We start from the raw sequence: 18,107 nt of genomic DNA, 5'->3' as shown, positions 1-18,107 counted from the left end.
CGGGCATGCCCGCTCCCACAGGAGCACCACAGCCTTCAAGGCTTGCGCTGTACCTGTGGGAGCGGGCGAGCCCGCGAAGAGGCCGGTTCAGGCCATAAAAAAACCGGCGCTCAGGGCGCCGGTTCTGCATTCACGCCAAAAGCGCCTTACAGCCCTTCCAGCATCGCCTTGTTACGCACAGCACCCTTGTCGGCACTGGTCGCCAGCAGGGCATAGGCCTTCAGCGCGGTGGTCACCTTGCGTGGGCGGACTTCCGCTGGCTTCCAGCCCTTCTTGTCCTGTTCGACGCGGCGCTCGGCCAGCTCTTCATCGCTGACCAGCAGGTTGATCGAACGGTTAGGGATGTCGATCAACACTTTGTCGCCGTCGCGCACCAGGCCGATGGCGCCGCCGGCAGCAGCTTCCGGCGAGGCGTGGCCGATCGACAGGCCCGACGTGCCGCCCGAGAAGCGACCGTCGGTGAGCAGGGCGCAAGCCTTGCCCAGGCCTTTGGACTTCAGGTACGAGGTCGGGTAGAGCATTTCCTGCATGCCCGGGCCGCCTTTCGGGCCTTCGTAGCGGATGATCACGATGTCGCCGGCCTTCACCTCGTCGGCGAGGATGCCGCGCACGGCGCTGTCCTGGCTCTCGAAGATCTTCGCGGTGCCTTCGAACACGTGGATCGACTCGTCCACGCCGGCAGTTTTCACCACGCAGCCGTCCAGGGCGATGTTGCCGTACAGCACGGCCAGGCCGCCCTCTTGCGAGTAGGCGTGCTCGAAGCTGCGGATGCAGCCGTTTTCACGGTCGTCGTCGAGGGTTTCCCAACGGGTCGACTGGCTGAACGCGGTCTGGGTCGGGATACCGGCAGGGCCGGCCTTGAAGAAGGTGTGCACGGCTTCGTCATCGGTCTGGGTGATGTCCCATTTGGCGATGGCTTCTTCCATGCTGCGGCTGTGCACGGTCGGCAGGTCGGTGTGCAGCAGGCCGCCGCGGGCCAGCGAACCGAGGATGCTGAAGATGCCGCCGGCGCGGTGCACGTCTTCCATGTGGTACTTCTGGATGTTCGGCGCCACTTTGCACAGCTGCGGTACTTTGCGCGACAGGCGGTCGATGTCACGCAGGTCGAACGCCACTTCGCCTTCCTGGGCCGCAGCCAGCAGGTGCAGGATGGTGTTGGTCGAACCGCCCATGGCGATGTCGAGCATCATGGCGTTTTCGAACGCCTTGAAGTTGGCGATGCTGCGTGGCAGTACCGACTCATCGTTCTCGCCGTAGTAGCGCTTGCACAGCTCGACGATGGTGCGGCCGGCGGTGAGGAACAACTGCTCGCGGTCGGCGTGGGTGGCCAGGGTCGAGCCGTTGCCCGGCAGGGCGAGGCCCAGGGCTTCGGTCAGGCAGTTCATCGAGTTGGCGGTGAACATACCGGAGCACGAACCGCAGGTCGGGCAGGCGCTGCGCTCGTATTCGGCGACTTTTTCATCGGAAGCCGAGGAGTCGGCTGCGATGACCATGGCATCGACCAGGTCCAGGCCGTGGCTGGCCAGCTTGGTCTTGCCGGCTTCCATCGGGCCGCCGGACACGAAGATCACCGGGATGTTCAGGCGCAGGGCGGCCATCAGCATGCCGGGGGTGATCTTGTCGCAGTTGGAGATACAGACGATGGCGTCGGCGCAGTGGGCGTTGACCATGTATTCCACGGCGTCGGCAATGATCTCGCGGCTTGGCAGCGAGTACAGCATGCCGTCGTGGCCCATGGCGATGCCGTCATCGACCGCGATGGTGTTGAATTCCTTGGCCACGCCACCGGCGCGTTCGATTTCGCGGGCGACCAGCTGGCCCAGGTCCTTCAGGTGCACGTGGCCCGGGACGAACTGGGTGAACGAGTTGGCGATGGCGATGATCGGTTTCTTGAAGTCTTCGTCCTTCATCCCGGTGGCGCGCCACAGGGCGCGGGCGCCGGCCATGTTGCGGCCTTGGGTGGAAGTCTTGGAACGATAATCAGGCATGAAACACTCCTGGCGGCTTAATCAGGTCACAAATAGGGGAGTGAGCTTCTCTTGTCCTTTGCGCCGCAGGCCGGTTGCCACTGGCACGGATGGGGCCGAAGACCGCGCGGGATCGCCGCGTGCTTGGCCAGAGCTCATAAACCCGCCGGGGATGACTGGCGATGAATAGGCCGATTCTACACCGCTGGCGCGGCGAGGGAATGCAGATGTGGATGGTTGGCGGGGGGATTGCGGCAGGAAAGGGCCGCTGGGCGGCCCTTTTTAGCAGATATCAGCTGTTGGGCAGCAAGCGGCAGGTGATGCTCTTGATGTAGCGGGTTTCAGCGATGGCCGGGTGCACCGGGTGGTCCGGGCCCTGGCCGCCGCGTTCGAGCAGCTGCAGGTTGCGGTCCAGGTGGCGGGCGCTGGTCAGCAGGATGTTGTGCAGGTCGTCCTCGGGCAGGTGCATCGAGCACGAGGCGCTGACCAGGATGCCGTCCTTGCTCAGCATGCGCATGGCCTGTTCGTTCAGGCGGCGATAGGCCGCTTCGCCGTTCTTCAGGTCTTTCTTGCGCTTGATGAAGGCGGGTGGGTCGGCAATGATCACGTCGAAGCGTTCTTCGGCGGCCTTGAGCTCGCGCAGGGCTTCGAACACGTCGCCTTCGATGCAGGTCAGCTTCTCGCTGATGCCGTTCAGTGCGGCGTTACGCTCCACGCCATCCAGGGCAAAGCCCGAGGCATCCACGCAGAACACTTCGCTGGCGCCGAAGGCACCGGCCTGCACGCCCCAGCCACCGATGTAGCTGAACAGGTCGAGTACACGCTTGCCTTTCACGTAGGGGGCCAGGCGCGCACGGTTCATGCGGTGGTCGTAGAACCAGCCGGTTTTCTGGCCTTCGCGCACCGGGGCTTCGAACTTGACGCCGTTCTCCTCCAGCGGCACCCAGTCCGGTACCTCGCCGTAGACGGTCTCGACATAGCGCTGCAGGCCTTCGGCGTCACGCGCGGCGGAGTCATTCTTGAACAGGATGCCGCTGGGCTTGAGCACCTGCACCAGGGCGGCGATCACGTCGTCCTTGTGCGCTTCCATGGTGGCCGAGGCCAATTGCACCACCAGGATGTCGAAGAAGCGGTCGACCACCAGGCCTGGCAGCAGGTCGGAGTCGCCATAGACCAGGCGGTAGCACGGCTGGTCGAACAGGCGCTCGCGCAGCGACAGGGCGACGTTCAGGCGGTGTACCAGCAGCGACTTGTCCAGCGGCAGCTTGATGTCGCGCGACAGCAGGCGGGCGCAGATCAGGTTGTTCGGGCTCAGTGCGACGATGCCCAGCGGCTTGCCGTTGGCGGCCTCGAGAATGGCCTGCTGACCGGCCTGAAAGCCTTGCAGTGGGGTCGAGCTGACATCGACTTCGTTGCTGTAGACCCACAGGTGGCCGGCGCGCAGGCGGCGGTCGGCATTGGCTTTGAGGCGAAGGCTGGGCAGGGACATGACGTCGCTCCGGGAAAAAAGAGCGGGAGTATAGCGTGTCTGCTGTGCTTTCGCTTTTAGAGGTGTGGCGCCTGGGAGATCGAGCGCCGCCCGCGCGGCGCATCGCGAGCAAGCTCGCTCCTACATTTGTTTCGGGCGAGTAACGCCTGCACCAACGCGCGCGACCGCCTTGTTTGCCCGACAGGATGTCGAGGTGAACGCCAAGGGGCCGCGCGCCTCTGCTTCAGGAGTAACTGGCCCGAGACAAATGTAGGAGCGAGCTTGCTCGCGATGCGCCGCGCGGGCGGCGCTCGATCTCCCAGGGCGCTGCACCTGTCACGGCGAGCGCATAGAGGGTTAGAATCCCCCGTCCTAAACGAGTGTGCACGTATGTCCCAAGAACTCAGCGCCGAACAGATCCAGCAAGCCTTGCAAGGCATCACCATTCCGCCGCAACCGCAGATCATGGTCGACCTGCAGTTCGAGCAGTACATGCCTGACCCGGACCTGGAAACCATCGCCAAGCTGATTTCCCAGGACCCGGGCCTCTCCGGCGCCTTGCTCAAACTGGTCAACTCCCCGCATTTCGGGCTGTCCAACAAGATCGGCTCGATCCAGCGCGCGGTGAACCTGCTGGGCAGCCGTTCGATCATCAACCTGATCAACGCCCAGTCGATCAAGGGCGAGATGTGCGACGAAACCATCGTCACCCTCAACCGTTTCTGGGATACCGCCCAGGATGTGGCGATGACCTGCCTGACGCTGGCCAAGCGCACCGGCATCCAGGCGGCGGACGAGGCTTACACCCTTGGCCTGTTCCATGACTGTGGCGTGCCGTTGATGCTCAAACGCTTCCCCAATTACATGGATGTGCTGGAAGAGGCCTACGCCAAGGCCGACGAAGAAACCCGCGTGGTCGACACCGAAAACCGCACGTTCAACACCAACCATTCGGTGGTCGGCTATTTCACCGCCAAGTCCTGGCGCCTGCCCGAGCACCTCAGCGGGGCCATCGCCAACCATCACAATGCCTTGGCCGTGTTCCGCGACGACACCGCGCGCAATACCCAGAGCCAGCTGAAAAACCTGCTGGCGGTATTGAAGATGGCCGAGCACATCTGCGCGTCCTACCGGGTGCTGGGCAACCAGGCAGTGGACCACGAATGGAACGTGATCGGCCCACTGGTGCTCGATTACATCGGCTTGTCGGAATACGATTTCGAGAACCTCAAGCAGAACATTCGCGAGCTGGGCGGACACTGACACATGCCGGAATTGCCAGAAGTAGAAACCACCCGGCGCGGTATTGCGCCACACCTGGAGGGCCAGCGCGTCAGCCGTGTGGTAGTGCGCGACCGGCGTTTGCGCTGGCCGATTCCGGAAGACCTCGATGTGCGCCTGTCGGGGCAGCGCATCGTCAGCGTCGAACGACGCGCCAAGTACCTGTTGATAAATGCCGAGGTCGGTACGCTGATCAGCCACCTGGGCATGTCGGGCAACCTGCGCCTGGTCGAGCTAGGCTTGCCGGCGGCCAAGCATGAGCATGTCGACATCGAACTGGAGTCGGGGCTGATGCTGCGCTACACCGACCCGCGCCGCTTTGGTGCCATGCTGTGGAGCCTGGACCCGCTCAACCACGAACTGCTGCTGCGCCTGGGGCCCGAGCCGCTGACCGACCTGTTCGACGGTGAGCGCCTGTTCCAGCTGTCGCGCGGGCGGTCGATGGCGGTCAAGCCGTTCATCATGGACAACGCGGTGGTGGTGGGGGTGGGCAACATCTACGCCACCGAGGCATTGTTTGCCGCGGGTATCGACCCACGCCGGGAGGCGGGCGGGATTTCCCGGGCGCGCTATTTGAAGCTGGCGATCGAGATCAAGCGGGTGCTGGCGGCGGCGATCGAGCAGGGCGGCACCACCCTGCGCGACTTCATCGGTGGCGATGGGCAGCCGGGGTACTTCCAGCAGGAATTGTTCGTCTACGGGCGGGGCGGGCAGCCGTGCAAGGTGTGCGGCACGGAGCTGCGCGAGGTGAAGCTGGGGCAACGGGCGAGCGTGTACTGCCCGCGCTGCCAGCGCTGAGGGCAGGCCCCTTGTAGGAGCAGCCTTGTGCTGCGAAGGGGCCGGTACATCCAGCAGGGATGCATGGCCTGCACTGGCCTCTTCGCAGCACAAGGCTGCTCCTACAGGTACAGGGCTGGCCTGAAATCAGTCCTTGCCGGTAATGCGGCGGTACTTGGCCATCAGTTGTTCTTCGGTTTCCGGGTGCGCTTCATCCAGCGGGATGCAGTCGACCGGGCAAACCTGCTGGCACTGTGGCTCGTCGTAGTGGCCCACGCACTGGGTGCACAGGTTAGGGTCGATCACGTAGATCTCTTCGCCTTGGGAGATAGCCTCGTTCGGGCACTCGGGTTCGCAGACGTCGCAGTTGATGCAATCGTCGGTGATGATCAGGGACATGGGGACTCCGGCCGGGGCGCATCGCCCGGGCATGTTCAACGCAATGGGCACAATTGTGCCGCATTCGCGCCCGCAGTGCACGCGGGCGCGACAATCAGGCGTCAGGCTTGCTTCTTGAAGCGTTCAGTCAGCGCGTCGGCCACCACCGGGTGGACGAACTTGGTGATATCACCGCCCAGCGCCGCAATTTCCCGGACCAGGGTCGAGGAAATAAACGAATAACGCTCCGATGGCGTCAGGAACAGGCTCTCCACATCGGGGGCGAGTTGCCGGTTCATGTTCGCCAACTGGAACTCGTACTCGAAGTCCGACACCGCACGCAGGCCGCGCAGGAAGACGTTGGCGCCCTGTTCCTTGGCGAAATGCGCCAACAGGGAAGAGAAGCCGATGACTTCGACATTGGGCAGGTGCTTGGTGACCTCACGGGCGAGCTCGACCCGTTGTTCCAGCGGGAACAGCGGGTTTTTCTTCGGGCTGGCCGCCACCGCGATGATCACGTGGTCGAACAGGCGCGAAGCGCGCTCGACCAGGTCGCCATGGCCTTTGGTAATGGGGTCGAAAGTACCCGGGTACAACACTCGGTTCATCGCGTCATCCTGGCTGGAGTGCGTTGGGGAGTCGGATGGTAGCGCAGCGACGGCGCCCCGGCCAAGTCATGCGGCCGGCTGATGGCACTATAGACAGGGGGCCTGTTCGTTGTCATGCGCTGTGTGCCAGGCGGGCGACCAGCGCTTCGCTGAGCTTGGCGCTGATGGCATACACCGACAGTTGCGGGTTGGCGCCGATGCTGGTGGGGAACAGCGAGCCGTCGTGAATCGACAGGTTTTCCAGCTGATGATGGCGGCCCAGGCTGTCGCACACCGCCTGACGCGGGTCTTCGCCGAGGGCACAGCCCCCCATCACGTGGGCGCTGCCCAGGCGTGTACGGAAAGGCTCCAGGCGCAGCGTGTCGATCATGGCCAGGGCCTGTTCCAGGCTGGATGCGGCGCTGGCGTCGCTGTGCACGGGAGTTACCTGGGCGGCGCCGGCGGCGAACTGGACCTGGGCCATGCTGCGGTAGGCCCGGCGCAGGCCGTCGCGCAGGTAGTCGGTGACCGGGTAATCGAGCACAGGCGAGCCATCGCCGCGCAGCTCCACGGCCCCACCCTGGCTTTCGGGGTGAAAACCGTCGCGCAGCAACGCCAGCATTACGTGGGTATGCGGCAGCTCAGCCATGCGCTGGGCATTCTCGTGGCCGTGCCCGCCCAGCAGGGTACTGGCCAAGGCTGGGTGCAGCGGCGGTACTTCCAGCTTGTAGCCAACCGGGCCGTCCGCGCCGCCTTGCCACTGGAAGTGGTCGCTGTAGATCGATTGCGGGGCGCCGTAGTAAGGCTCGATACGTTCGCTGAAGCGTGCCGCGCTGAAGTTGACCAGGTGCAGGAAGGTGCGCTTGCCCAGGCAGCCATGCGGGTCGGGCGCGGCTGAGCGCAGCAGCAGGGCCGGGCTATTGATGCCACCGCCGGCGAGCAGGTAATGACGTGCCCGCACGCTGACCTGCCTGCCGGTGGGGTGTATGCCTTGGGCATCCAGGGCCTGGCAAGTCAGGCTCTGGATGCGTTCGCCGTTGTGTGTGAAACGCTCGGCCCGGGCCAGGTACAGCAGTTCGCCGCCTTGTTCGAGAGTGGCGGGAATGCGGGTCACCAGCATCGATTGCTTGGCGTTTACCGGGCAACCCATGCCGCAGTAGCCTAGGTTCCAGCAACCGCGCACATTGCGCGGGATCACCGCCCAGCGATAGCCCAACTGCTCGCAGCCTCGGCGTAGTACGTCGTTGTTGGGGTTTGGCGGCAGGGCCCAGGGTGTTATGCCCAGCTCCTGCTCCATGCGTTCGAACCAGGGGCGCAGCTCATTTTCGCCTAAGCCGCTCACGCCGTGGGCCGAGGCCCAGTGCGCGAGGGTTTGCGGCGGGGTGCGAAAGCTCGAAGTCCAGTTCACCAGTGTGGTGCCGCCCACGGCGCGGCCCTGCAGGATGGTGATGGCGCCATCCTTGCTCATGCGTCCAAGGCCTTCCTGGTACAGACTGGCATAGGCTTCATGCTCCAGCAGGTGGAAATCGCTGCTGGTCTTCAGCGGGCCCTCTTCGATCAGCAGTACCTTGAAACCGGCGGCGCTGAGCATCTGTGCGCTGGTGGCACCGCCGGCACCACTGCCGATCACGGCAATGTCTGCCTCCAGGAGCAGGTCGTGCTGCAGGCGTGAGGCATCGTGGGTGATCCAGCCGCGTTCGAGGCCTTGGCGAAACGGGTCGGGTACAGGCATTGGCGATGCTCTTGTTGTTTTCAGATTTTCGGTGGGCCTGGGTAACCGCAGGCGGCCCAGGATTCGGGGCGTTCATACCAGGCCATCTGCAGCAGTTGCAGCAACGAGGCGTGCCCCATGCGCAGCAGGTTCAGCGAGCTGTCCTGCCAACGCTGCAGGAAGGCTGTGACCTGCGTGGGGCGGGCTTGCTCCCAACTGCCCCAGAGTCCGGTCAGTGGGCCGCGAGTCAGGGGCAGGCTGAGCACGTCGAACAACTGCCGGGTCAGCTTGAGCATTTCCGGCGATAACGCCGCCAGCTTGTGGTCGAGGCTGCGCAACACCAGCGTCTCGGTGGCCTGGGTACCGGCCAGCACCACCGGGATTAGCGCACGCAGCAGCGGCAGGTCATCGTCGCGCAGGGCCTGATAGCCGGTCGCGGCTGTTTGCGCGCTGCAGCCCACCAGGCTGACGCTTGCCAGAAAGGCGCTGGCGCCAAGGCTGAAACGCAGCAGGTCGCGGCGGTGCATAGGCCTGCCCTCAGCGGATGAATAGTTTGTAGACCAGACGTTGCAAGGCTTTGCCATAAGGCGGGTAGATCAGCCGTGCGGCGTTGAAGCGTTGCTTGGCCAATACCGCCTTGGCCTTGCTGAAGGTCAGGAAGCCTTCGTGGCCGTGGTAGTGCCCCATGCCGGAGGGCCCGATACCCCCGAAGGGCAGGTCATCCTGGGCCACGTGCAACAAGGTGTCGTTCAGGCAAACTCCGCCGCAATGGCTGTAATGCAGGACATGCTGCTGTTCGCTGCGGCCGTAGCCGAAGTAGTACAGCGCCAGTGGCCGTGGGCGCTGGTTGATGTAGGCCAACGCGTCATCGAGGGTGTCGTATGGCACCAGCGGCAGCAGAGGGCCGAAGATTTCGTCCTGCATCACCTGCATGCTGTCGTTCACCTTCGTCAGCAGGTGCGGCGGCAGACGGCGGCCTTGGCGCGGTTCGTCGGGGTACAGGTCCGTCACTTGCGCGCCCTTGCTGCGGGCATCATCCAGCAGGTGCTCCAGGCGCTTGAGCTGCCGTGGGTTGATGATGGCGCTGTAGTCTGGGTTTTCGGCGATGCGTGGGTACATGCGCCGTACCGCATTGCGGAAGGCATCGACGAAATCGTTCAGACGCTCGCGTGGCACCAGCACGTAGTCGGGGGCGACGCAGGTCTGGCCGGCGTTGAGCATCTTGCCGAAGGCAATGCGTTCGGCGGCAACATCCAGCGGCACACTGGCCGAAACGATGGCCGGAGATTTGCCGCCCAGCTCCAGGGTCACCGGCGTCAGGTTTTGCGCGGCAGCCAGCATGACCTGACGGCCGATGCTGGTGGCGCCGGTGAACAGCAGGTGATCGAAGGGCAGGCGGGCGAACGCCTGGCCCACTTCGACTTCGCCAAGGACCACGCTGACCAGGTCCTCGGGGAATACCCGCTGCAGCAGTGCCTTCAGGGCCAGGCCGCTGGCCGGTGTCGCCTCGCTGAGCTTGAGCATGACCCGGTTGCCGGCGGCAAGGGCACAGGTCAACGGACCGATGGCGAGGAACAGGGGGTAGTTCCACGGCACGATGATGCCAACCACACCCAAAGGCTGGTACAGCACCCGCGCACTGGCCGGTTGGAATGCCAGGCCCACGGCCCGTCTGCTCGGGCGCATCCAGCGCCGCAGGTGGCGTTCGGCGTGGCGAATGCCTTGCACCGATGGCAGCAGCTCGGCCAGCAAGGTCTCATCGGCGCTACGCCCGCTGAAGTCGGCATCGATCGCTTCGATCAGCTGCGTCTGGTCTGCCAGCAGTGCCTCGCGCAAGCTTTTCAGCCATTGATGGCGCTGGGCCGCGGGTGGCATGGGGTTGCCGGCAAAGGCCTGGCGCTGGGCGGCGAACGTGGCTTCGAGGTCGATGTCGCATTGCACGGCAGGCAAGGCAATGGGCGAGGTCACGGCGGTCTCCCGGCTGGGCTTGAAGTATCTAGAGCCTATACTCTAATCGGTACCATGGTGCGACTATTTTCACCGCGCGCACGGTGCACCCGTGGCGCGAATCGCCGTAAGATGGCCCTTTATCAAAAGCCCGCAGACTGGGAGCTGAGCATGGCCCCGCGCATGAAGACCCGAGAGCGCATCGTGCAGAACAGCCTGGAGCTGTTCAACCAGCAGGGCGAACGCAGCGTCAGTACCAACCACATTGCCGCGCACATGGAAATCTCGCCCGGCAACCTGTATTACCACTTCCCCAACAAGCAGGCGATCATTGCCCTGTTGTTCAGCCAGTACGAAGAGCTGGTGGACAGCTTCCTGCGCCCGCCGCAAGGCCGCGCGGCAACCGTGGAAGACAAGCGCTTCTACCTCAAGGCCTTGCTGGCGGCGATGTGGAACTACCGCTTTCTGCACCGCGACCTTGAGCACCTGCTGGACAGCGACGCTGAGCTTGCCGCCCGCTATCGGCGTTTTTCCGAGCGCTGCCTGCGCCAAGGCCAGGCGATCTACCGCGGTTTTGTCGAGGCGGGCATCCTGGCCATGGCGCCGGCGCAGATCGAATCGCTGACCATCAACGCCTGGATCGTGCTGACTTCGTGGGTGCGTTTTCTCAGTACCACCCGTGAACATTCCGCGCACCTGGGTGAAGAAGCCTTCAAGCGCGGCGTCTATCAGGTGCTGGTGCTGGAGCTTGGCTTTGTCACCGACAACGCCCGTACTGCCGTGGACGCGCTGTGCCAGGAATTCCACGTACCGTTCAACCAGGCTCTGGAGCACTAGCCCAGGGCCTTAGTGCCATCGATCAGGAGATTGTCATGCCCCTTGCGCAATTGATCACCCCGCAGCAGTTGGCCGAGCGTCTGGACTCGCCCAAGTTGGTGATCCTCGACTGCCGCTTCGCCCTCGAGGATGTGGACTATGGCCAACGCAGCTATGCCCAGGGGCATATTGCCGGGGCGCATTTTGCCGACCTGGACCGCGACCTCAGCGGGCCGGTGAACAAGGGGCGCACCGGGCGCCACCCATTGCCCGACGCGCAGCGACTGGTCGCGCGCCTGCGTGAGTGGGGCCTGGACAACGACAGCGAGGTGGTGCTGTACGACGACGGCCCCGGCGCCTTTGCCGCTCGGGCCTGGTGGCTGCTGGTGTGGCTGGGCAAGCGCAGCGGCGTGGCGATTCTCGACGGCGGCCTGAAGGCGTGGCATGCGGCGCATCTGCCGCTGAGCCTGGACCCGCCGGCCAAGCGCGAGGGCACCTTCAGTGGTGAGCCGGACGCCAAGCTGCTGATCGATGCCGAGCACCTGGGTAAGCGCCTGGGTAGCACTGACCTGACGTTGATCGATGCGCGCGCGTTGCCGCGCTTTCGCGGCGAAGTGGAACCGATCGACCCGGTGGCAGGGCATATTCCCGGGGCACAGTGCGCGGCGTTTACCGACAACCTGGCGGCTGATGGGCGCTTTTTGACGGCGGATCAGCTCAAACAGCGCTTTACCGAAAAGCTCGGCGGGCGGGCACCGGAGCAATTGGTGTCTTATTGCGGGTCGGGGGTAACTGCTTGCCATAACCTGTTTGCGATGGCGCTGGCAGGGTTCCCGCTGGGCAAGTTGTACGCCGGGTCGTGGAGCGAGTGGATCAATGATCCGAAGCGTGAAGTAGCCACTGGCGAGTAAGCGTTAAGCACCTTATTGGCCATCCACCAACCACTGCGGAATCCGTCGCTCCAGGTAGTACCCCGGGTTTCGCAGGCTGCCATCGACAAAGCCTACATGACCACCGCGACGGTGCAGTTCGAAGCGGGTCTGTGGTGCCAGTTCACGCGCCGTGGGCAGGCTATGGTCGGAGACGAACGGGTCATCGCTGGAGTGGATGATCAGCGTTGGCGTGCGGTTCTGGCCAAGGAAATAGTGACTCGATGACCGGCGATAGTAGTCGTGCGCATCGCGGAAACCATTGAGCGGTGCAGTGACTTTACCGTCGAAGTCCCAGAAAGTGCGCAGGTGAGTCAGTTGGCCCAGGCGCTCCAGCGCCGCCAACCGTTCATGTTGGCCCTGTTCGTGGAAATGCCGTTGTTTGAGCTGAACATAGGCCAGCATCTCGCGCATGAAATGCGCCTGATACACCTTGGAGAAGCCCTGGCCGATACGGTCGGCGCAGTGGTCCAGGCGAAAGGGCACCGACACGGCAACCGCAGCCTCCAGTTGGCTGGCGACGCCGCTCTCGCCCAGGTATTTCAACAGCACATTGCCGCCTAGCGAGTAACCTACCGCATACAGTGGCGCCAACGGGCGTTGGGCGCGCAGGTGGCTGACAATTTCCGCCAGGTCTTCGCTAGCGCCGGAGTGGTAGCTACGCGGCAACAGGTTGGGCTCGCCTGAGCAACCACGCCAGTTCACCGCCACGCTGGCCCAGCCGCGACCTTGCAGCGCTTGCTGCAAGCCTTTCACGTAAGGCGAGTGAGACGAGCCGGTCAGCCCATGCAGCACAAGCACCAGCGGCGCATGGGGCTGGTGCGGGCCGTGCCAGTCCAGGTCGATGAAGTCACCGTCGGCCAGCCACAGCCGCTCCCGGTTGCGCTGTAGCTCAGGCAGCTTGCGCCACAGTGGCCCCCACAGGGTTTGCAGGTGGGGATTGGACAGGCCGATGGCTGGACGGAATGTGGCGCTGAGGCTGGGCATGCTGGGCGGCTCGTGATGTGCCTGCCTAGAGTGCCATGAAACAGCGCCACAGTACCTGCGCTATTGGTCGGTTGTAGCCCTTTGCCATAGGGCGTAGTGCACCTGGCCGGTCTTCTTCTCGCGGTGCAGGCGCCAGTTGCCCGGCAACTGCAAGGTCGACGGTGCCGCCTCGCTTTCGGTATAGACCCATGCCTGCTCGTTAAGCCACTGGTTCTGCTCCAGCAGGTTGCAGGTGTTGGCCAGCAGGTCCTGGTGGAACGGCGGGTCGAGGAACACCACATCGAACTGCTGCTTGGCCGGGCCTTGCAGGTAGCGCAGGGCGTCGGTTTGCAGAATTTGCCCACGTGGGCAGCGCAGGATCTCGAGGTTGTTCTTCAGGTTGGCGATGGCAGCGGGGTTGCTGTCGAGTGCCACGGCGTCCTCTGCCCCACGGGACAGGGCTTCGAGTACCAGGGCGCCACTGCCGGTGAAGGCGTCCAGTACGCGAGCACCTTCGATGTAGGGTGCCAGCCAGTTGAATACGGTTTCCCGCACGCGGTCGGGCGTTGGCCGCAGGCCTTCGCCTTCCGGCACTGCCAGGCGGCGGCTGCGCCACTCGCCGGCGATGATGCGCAGGTGGCCCTGGCCCTTGCTTTGGCCCGCTTGCGGGCGGGCGGGAGGGGTGGATCTTGGCATTAGTGCTCCGGTACCCCGAGCGGTTGCTCGGAGGGCTTGTCAGTAGGTGCTGGCAGCGGCTTTTGTGGCACTTTCGGGCCAACGGTGACGATCACCAGTTTATCGGCTGACAGGTGTTTGTTCATGGCCGCCTTGACCTGTTCGACGGTGAGGGCCTGGGACTGCTGCATGAAGTCCTCCAGCCAGGTCAGCGGCAGGTTGTAGAAGCCGATTGCGCCCAGTTGGCCGACGATGCTGGCGTTGCTGGCGTTGGACAGCGGGAAACTGCCGGCCAGCTCGCGCTTGGCATCGTCCAGCTCCTGCTGGGTAGGGCCGTTCTTGAGGTAGTCGGCAAGAATGTCCTGGACCAGCTTGAGCGTGCCCTCGCTGAGTTCGGCGCGGGTTTGCAGGTTGATCATGAATGGGCCGCGTACCTGCATCGGGCTGAACACCGAGTAAACGCCGTAGGTCAGGCCGCGCTTTTCCCGCACCTCGCTCATCAACCGGGTACCGAAGGCACCGCCGCCGAGTATCTGGTTGCCCAGTGACAGGGCTGGCCAGTCCGGGTCCTGGCGGTCGATACCCAGCTCGGCCAGCATCAGGTGGGTCTGCTTGGACGGGAAGTCAATGTGGGTGAGGCCGGCCTTGGCGTCGGATGGCTGGGCCGGAGCGGCCAGCGCCGGGCCTTTGGGCAGGCCGGCAGAGACCTGGGCGGCGATGGCTTCGGCTTCGGAACGGCTGAGGTCGCCGACCAGGGCGATCACTGCATTGCCGCCGGTATAGGCCTTGGCGTGGAACGCGCGCAGCTGTGCCAGGCTGATGCCCGTGATGCTTTCGGCGGTGCCGTCGCTTGGGTGGGCGTAGGGGTGGTCGCCATAGAGATTGCCGAACAGGGCCTTGCCGGCGATCTTGCCGGGGTTTTGCTTCTCGTACTCGAAGCCGGCGAGCATCTGGTTCTTGATGCGCTTGAGAGCATCCTCAGGGAAGGTTGGCTTGCCCGCTACCTCGGTAAACAGCTTGAGGGCGGGTTCGCGCTTGTCCTTGGCGCTGAGGCTGCGCAGCGAGGCCACGGCCATGTCGCGGTAGGAGCCGTTGCCAAAGTCTGCGCCGAGGCCTTCGAAGCCTTCGGCGATGGCCGTCACGTCCTTGCCGGCCACGCCCTCGTTGAGCATGGCGTTGGTCAGGGCGGCCACGCCAGGCGTACCGCCGTCCTGGCTGCTGCCGGCAGCGAAGGTGACGCGCAGGTCGAACATGGGCAGTTCGCGGGCCTCGACGAACAGCACCCGGGCACCTTCGGCGGTGTTCCAATGCTGGATGTTCAACTGCCGTCGGCTGGGCGCCTTGCCATCCAGTTCGGCCAGCGACTGCAAGGTGTTGGCCGGGCGGGCGGCGATGTTGTCGGCCTTGGCCGCGTTATCGGCCATGGCCGGGGCGGCCAGCACTGCCGCCAGCGCCAGGGCGCGAATGCCCGTGGCCAGCAGGGTTGGGCGTGGTGCGCGGCGATCACTCATGAGCGGACTCCTCAGGCAGTACATGGGCAACGCTCAGGCGTTCGCGGGTGAAGTAGGTGCGCGCGGCGTTCTGGATGTCCTGCGGGGTGACGCGCTTGAGCTCGTCCAGCTCGCTGTCGATCAGCTTCCAGGACAGGCCGACGGTTTCCAGTTGGCCGATGGTGGTGGCCTGGCTGCTGATGGAATCGCGGTCGTAGACCAGGCCGGCGATGACCTGGGCGCGGACGCGTTCCAGCTCTTCGGCGCTGGGTGGGGTGGTCTTGAGCTCGTCAAGCAACTGCCAGACCCCCTTTTCGACGTCGGCGAGGGTTTTCTGCTTCTGCACGTTCGGTGTGGCCGAGATCAGGAACAGGCTGTCGCCGCGGGTGAAGGCGTTGTAGCTGGACGAGGCCCCGGCCACCAGCTCCTGGCCACGCTCCAGGCGTGCCGGCATGCGGGCGCTGTAGCCGCCGTCGAGCAGTGCCGAGATCAGGCGCAGGGCATGCACGGTGCGCGGGTCCTTGGCGGTGGGCAGGCCGGGCACGTTGAAACCGTAGATCAGGCTCGGCAGCTGGGTGCGTACGTGCAGGGTCAGCTGGCGCTGGCCAGGTTCGGCCAGCTCCAGTGGCAGCTTGGCCGGTGGCACGGCGCGTTTGGGGATAGCGCCGAAGTACTTCTGCGCCAGGCCCTTGACCTCGTCGGCGGTGACATCGCCAACCACCACCAGGGTGGCGTTGTTGGGCGCGTACCAGGACTCGTACCAGTGGCGCAGCTCTTCGACCTTCATGCGTTCCAGGTCCGCCATCCAGCCGATGGTCGGGGTGTGGTAGCCGCTGGCCGGGTAGGCCATGGCGCGGAACAGCTCGAATGCCTTGGAATTGGGCTGGTCGTCGGTACGCAGGCGGCGCTCTTCCTTGATTACCTCGATTTCGCGGCTGAACTCGTCGGCTGGCAGGCGCAGGCTGGCCAGGCGGTCGGCCTCCAGCTCCAGGGCTACGGGCAGGCGGTCGCGGGCCAGCACCTGGTAATAGGCGGTGTAATCGTCGCTGGTGAAGGCATTCTCATCGGCACCGAGGTCGCGCAGAATGCGCGAGGCCTCGCCGGGGCCGACCTTGGCGCTGCCCTTGAACATCATGTGCTCCAGCGCGTGGGACAAGCCGGTCTGGCCCGGGGTTTCGTAGCTGGAGCCGACCTTGTACCAGATCTGCGAGACCACCACCGGGGCGCGGTGGTCTTCGCGCACCACGACCTTCAGGCCATTGTCGAGGATGAATTCGTGGGTGGGTTGCACTTCGGCGGCGAAGGCCGCGAGCGGCAGGCAGAGCGTGCCGAGCAACAGGCCAGCGGCGCGGCGGGCTAGAGCATTCATAAGGTGTTTAACCTGTTCGGCGGCCCGCTGGGTTTAGCGTCGGCGGGCCAGGAGGTGCTAGGATACTGATCCGGTTGCCTGGCGACCATGCCTGTCGCCGTTCTGGCCCACAGGACACTAAGACAAAACGTTGCGCATGAACCAGCCGGCTTCAAGATAGTCTGTTCTGCGTAGAGAGAATTCCCGATGCGCCATTGCTGGCTCATCGCTACCCTGAGATAGCCGTCCTCCATGTTTGGTTCCAACGACGACAAAAAAGCGCCGGCCGAGGCTGGCGAGAAGAAAGGCCTGTTCAGCTGGTTTCGCAAGAAGCCGCAGCAACCTGTGGGAGCGGGCGAGCCCGCGAATGAAGCCCCCGCCGTCGAGCAACCTGTAGCTACCCCGGCCGAGGCACCTGCTGCTGAAGCACCACGGGCCCCTGAGCCCGTCGAGGCTCCTGCGCCGCTACCGCAGACCGAGCCGCAGCAGGCCGCCCAGCCAGCGCCATCCCCGGCAGTCGAAGCGCCAGCACCTGTGTCGCTGCAGGCCCCTGAGCCAGTTGCTTCTCAGCCGCAGGTGGCAACCGCGCCGCAGCCCGTTGCCTCCACGCCTGCGCAGGCTATCCCGGTTGAAGTTGCCCGTGTCGAAGCAGCCCCGCAGGTAACGCCTGCCGCACCTGTCAGCAATCTGGTCCTGCCCGTTGCCGAAGAGCCCGTCGCGCTCGTCCCTGACCTGGAGCCAAAAGCCCCGCCAGCGATTCCCGAGCGCCCGGTGGCAGAGCCCGTCCAGGCAGCGCCCGAGCCAACCCCGGTGGCCGCCGCAACCGTGACCGAACAAGCCAAGCCCGGCTTCTTCGCCCGCCTCAAGCAAGGCCTGTCCAAGACCAGCGCCAGCATCGGCGAGGGCATGGCCAGCCTGTTCCTAGGCAAAAAGGCCATCGACGACGACCTGCTCGACGAAATCGAGACGCGCCTGCTGACCGCCGACGTGGGTGTTGAAGCCACCTCGACCATCGTCCAGAACTTGACCCAGAAGGTCGCGCGCAAGCAGTTGGCCGATGCCGACGCCCTGTACAAGTCGTTGCAGGAAGAACTGGCCGCGTTGCTGCGCCCAGTCGAGCAGCCGCTGAAAGTGCAGGCGCAGAACAAACCCTATGTGATTCTCGTGGTTGGCGTGAACGGCGCCGGCAAGACCACCACCATCGGCAAGCTGGCGAAGAAGCTGCAGCTGGAAGGCAAGAAGGTGATGCTGGCTGCCGGTGATACTTTCCGTGCCGCGGCGGTCGAGCAGTTGCAGGTGTGGGGCGAGCGTAACCAGATCCCGGTGATCGCCCAGCATACCGGTGCCGACTCTGCTTCGGTGATCTTCGACGCCGTGCAGGCCGCCAAAGCCCGTGGCGTCGACGTGCTGATCGCTGACACCGCCGGCCGCCTGCACACCAAAGACAACCTGATGGAAGAGCTGAAGAAGGTCCGCCGGGTCATCGGCAAGCTCGATGCCGAGGCGCCGCACGAGGTGCTGCTGGTGCTCGATGCCGGCACCGGCCAGAACGCCATCAGCCAGGCCAAGTACTTCAATCAGAGCGTCGAACTGACCGGCCTGGCCTTGACCAAGCTGGATGGCACCGCCAAGGGCGGGGTGATCTTCGCCCTGGCCAAGCAGTTCAACATCCCGATCCGCTTCATCGGTGTCGGCGAAGGCATCGACGACCTGCGCACTTTCGAAGCCGAGCCGTTCGTCAAGGCTCTGTTCGCCGAGCGAGACTGA

Annotated in this window: 16 protein-coding genes; 5 read left to right on the top strand and 11 right to left on the bottom strand. The window is 64.6% G+C overall.

Features of this window, described 5'->3' with window-relative positions; genetic code table 11:
- Positions 1-146 precede the first annotated feature (146 nt).
- Both ilvD and ACNFBR_RS02340 read right to left on the bottom strand, forming a co-directional pair.
- Entirely contained in the window at positions 147-1,988 is a 1,842-nt protein-coding gene (gene ilvD / locus ACNFBR_RS02345; RefSeq protein WP_416733508.1) for a dihydroxy-acid dehydratase, read from the bottom strand.
- Between the two features lie 271 nt (positions 1,989-2,259).
- A complete protein-coding gene (locus ACNFBR_RS02340; protein ID WP_416733507.1) occupies positions 2,260-3,456 on the bottom strand; it encodes a class I SAM-dependent rRNA methyltransferase in 1,197 nt (398 codons plus the stop codon).
- Positions 3,457-3,879: 423 nt separating this feature from the next.
- Here ACNFBR_RS02340 and ACNFBR_RS02335 point away from each other — a divergent pair, with 423 nt between their 5' ends.
- Together ACNFBR_RS02335 and mutM are read left to right on the top strand one after the other, a co-directional pair.
- Positions 3,880-4,698, top strand: coding sequence for an HDOD domain-containing protein (locus ACNFBR_RS02335; protein WP_416733615.1), 819 nt, complete (start codon positions 3,880-3,882; stop codon positions 4,696-4,698).
- 3 nt (positions 4,699-4,701) lie between these two features.
- Complete coding sequence (mutM, locus tag ACNFBR_RS02330; RefSeq protein ID WP_010955661.1) at positions 4,702-5,514, top strand: bifunctional DNA-formamidopyrimidine glycosylase/DNA-(apurinic or apyrimidinic site) lyase; 813 nt, start codon at positions 4,702-4,704, stop codon at positions 5,512-5,514.
- A 126-nt stretch (positions 5,515-5,640) separates the two neighbouring features.
- Here the strand turns inward: mutM and ACNFBR_RS02325 are convergent, their stop codons facing one another.
- The 5 genes from ACNFBR_RS02325 to ACNFBR_RS02305 all read right to left on the bottom strand — a co-directional run bounded on the left by ACNFBR_RS02325 (position 5,641) and on the right by ACNFBR_RS02305 (position 10,137).
- Entirely contained in the window at positions 5,641-5,892 is a 252-nt protein-coding gene (locus tag ACNFBR_RS02325) for a YfhL family 4Fe-4S dicluster ferredoxin (RefSeq protein WP_016489663.1), read from the bottom strand.
- Positions 5,893-5,993: 101 nt separating this feature from the next.
- Positions 5,994-6,479: a pantetheine-phosphate adenylyltransferase gene (coaD, locus tag ACNFBR_RS02320; protein WP_416733506.1), complete on the bottom strand. Its 486-nt coding sequence runs from the start codon at positions 6,477-6,479 to the stop codon at positions 5,994-5,996.
- Positions 6,480-6,591: 112 nt separating this feature from the next.
- Positions 6,592-8,190, bottom strand: coding sequence for a GMC family oxidoreductase N-terminal domain-containing protein (locus ACNFBR_RS02315; protein WP_416733505.1), 1,599 nt, complete (start codon positions 8,188-8,190; stop codon positions 6,592-6,594).
- Positions 8,191-8,210: 20 nt separating this feature from the next.
- Positions 8,211-8,696: a twin-arginine translocation pathway signal protein gene (locus ACNFBR_RS02310; RefSeq protein WP_416733504.1), complete on the bottom strand. Its 486-nt coding sequence runs from the start codon at positions 8,694-8,696 to the stop codon at positions 8,211-8,213.
- Between the two features lie 10 nt (positions 8,697-8,706).
- Positions 8,707-10,137 (bottom strand): coniferyl aldehyde dehydrogenase, encoded by a 1,431-nt coding sequence (locus ACNFBR_RS02305; protein ID WP_416733503.1) that lies wholly within the window; start codon positions 10,135-10,137, stop codon positions 8,707-8,709.
- A gap of 150 nt (positions 10,138-10,287) precedes the next feature.
- Between ACNFBR_RS02305 and ACNFBR_RS02300 the strand changes: the two genes are divergently transcribed.
- On the top strand, positions 10,288-10,953 hold the full coding sequence (locus ACNFBR_RS02300) for a TetR/AcrR family transcriptional regulator (RefSeq protein ID WP_416733502.1): 666 nt from the start codon (positions 10,288-10,290) through the stop codon (positions 10,951-10,953).
- Positions 10,954-10,988: 35 nt separating this feature from the next.
- Positions 10,989-11,843, top strand: coding sequence for a sulfurtransferase (locus ACNFBR_RS02295; RefSeq protein WP_416733501.1), 855 nt, complete (start codon positions 10,989-10,991; stop codon positions 11,841-11,843).
- A 12-nt stretch (positions 11,844-11,855) separates the two neighbouring features.
- Here the strand turns inward: ACNFBR_RS02295 and ACNFBR_RS02290 are convergent, their stop codons facing one another.
- Genes ACNFBR_RS02290 through ACNFBR_RS02275 form a run of 4 tightly spaced genes read right to left on the bottom strand, consistent with a single transcriptional unit; the run spans position 11,856 to position 16,361 of the window.
- The gene (locus tag ACNFBR_RS02290) at positions 11,856-12,848 is read right to left on the bottom strand and encodes a hydrolase (protein ID WP_416733500.1); all 993 of its coding nucleotides are present in this window, start codon (positions 12,846-12,848) and stop codon (positions 11,856-11,858) included.
- A gap of 60 nt (positions 12,849-12,908) precedes the next feature.
- On the bottom strand, positions 12,909-13,523 hold the full coding sequence (rsmD, locus tag ACNFBR_RS02285; protein ID WP_416733499.1) for a 16S rRNA (guanine(966)-N(2))-methyltransferase RsmD: 615 nt from the start codon (positions 13,521-13,523) through the stop codon (positions 12,909-12,911).
- On the bottom strand, positions 13,523-15,013 hold the full coding sequence (locus ACNFBR_RS02280; RefSeq protein WP_416733498.1) for a M16 family metallopeptidase: 1,491 nt from the start codon (positions 15,011-15,013) through the stop codon (positions 13,523-13,525). The genes rsmD and ACNFBR_RS02280 overlap by 1 nt, the downstream gene beginning before the upstream one ends.
- Positions 15,006-16,361 carry a M16 family metallopeptidase gene (locus ACNFBR_RS02275; RefSeq protein WP_416733497.1) on the bottom strand — a complete coding sequence of 452 codons (1,356 nt, stop codon included), beginning with the start codon at positions 16,359-16,361 and terminating at the stop codon, positions 15,006-15,008. The genes ACNFBR_RS02280 and ACNFBR_RS02275 overlap by 8 nt, the downstream gene beginning before the upstream one ends.
- 231 nt (positions 16,362-16,592) lie before the next feature.
- On the opposite strand from ACNFBR_RS02275, the gene ftsY reads away from it, so the two are divergent.
- A complete protein-coding gene (ftsY, locus tag ACNFBR_RS02270; protein ID WP_416733496.1) occupies positions 16,593-18,107 on the top strand; it encodes a signal recognition particle-docking protein FtsY in 1,515 nt (504 codons plus the stop codon).

This window comes from Pseudomonas sp. NY11955, assembly GCF_048068035.1.
Taxonomy (GTDB): Bacteria; Pseudomonadota; Gammaproteobacteria; order Pseudomonadales; family Pseudomonadaceae; genus Aquipseudomonas.
Note: the sequence above shows the minus strand (reverse complement) of the source record. Positions and strands in the feature narration are given on the sequence as shown.

Coding starts and splice junctions, on each gene's coding strand:
- ilvD (WP_416733508.1), bottom strand. CDS start 1,988: ATGCCTGATTATCGTTCCAAGACTTCCACCCAAGGCCGCAACATGGCC.
- ACNFBR_RS02340 (WP_416733507.1), bottom strand. CDS start 3,456: ATGTCCCTGCCCAGCCTTCGCCTCAAAGCCAATGCCGACCGCCGCCTG.
- mutM (WP_010955661.1), top strand. CDS start 4,702: ATGCCGGAATTGCCAGAAGTAGAAACCACCCGGCGCGGTATTGCGCCA.
- ACNFBR_RS02325 (WP_016489663.1), bottom strand. CDS start 5,892: ATGTCCCTGATCATCACCGACGATTGCATCAACTGCGACGTCTGCGAA.
- coaD (WP_416733506.1), bottom strand. CDS start 6,479: ATGAACCGAGTGTTGTACCCGGGTACTTTCGACCCCATTACCAAAGGC.
- ACNFBR_RS02315 (WP_416733505.1), bottom strand. CDS start 8,190: ATGCCTGTACCCGACCCGTTTCGCCAAGGCCTCGAACGCGGCTGGATC.
- ACNFBR_RS02310 (WP_416733504.1), bottom strand. CDS start 8,696: ATGCACCGCCGCGACCTGCTGCGTTTCAGCCTTGGCGCCAGCGCCTTT.
- ACNFBR_RS02300 (WP_416733502.1), top strand. CDS start 10,288: ATGGCCCCGCGCATGAAGACCCGAGAGCGCATCGTGCAGAACAGCCTG.
- ACNFBR_RS02295 (WP_416733501.1), top strand. CDS start 10,989: ATGCCCCTTGCGCAATTGATCACCCCGCAGCAGTTGGCCGAGCGTCTG.
- ACNFBR_RS02290 (WP_416733500.1), bottom strand. CDS start 12,848: ATGCCCAGCCTCAGCGCCACATTCCGTCCAGCCATCGGCCTGTCCAAT.
- rsmD (WP_416733499.1), bottom strand. CDS start 13,523: ATGCCAAGATCCACCCCTCCCGCCCGCCCGCAAGCGGGCCAAAGCAAG.
- ACNFBR_RS02280 (WP_416733498.1), bottom strand. CDS start 15,013: ATGAGTGATCGCCGCGCACCACGCCCAACCCTGCTGGCCACGGGCATT.
- ACNFBR_RS02275 (WP_416733497.1), bottom strand. CDS start 16,361: ATGAATGCTCTAGCCCGCCGCGCCGCTGGCCTGTTGCTCGGCACGCTC.
- ftsY (WP_416733496.1), top strand. CDS start 16,593: ATGTTTGGTTCCAACGACGACAAAAAAGCGCCGGCCGAGGCTGGCGAG.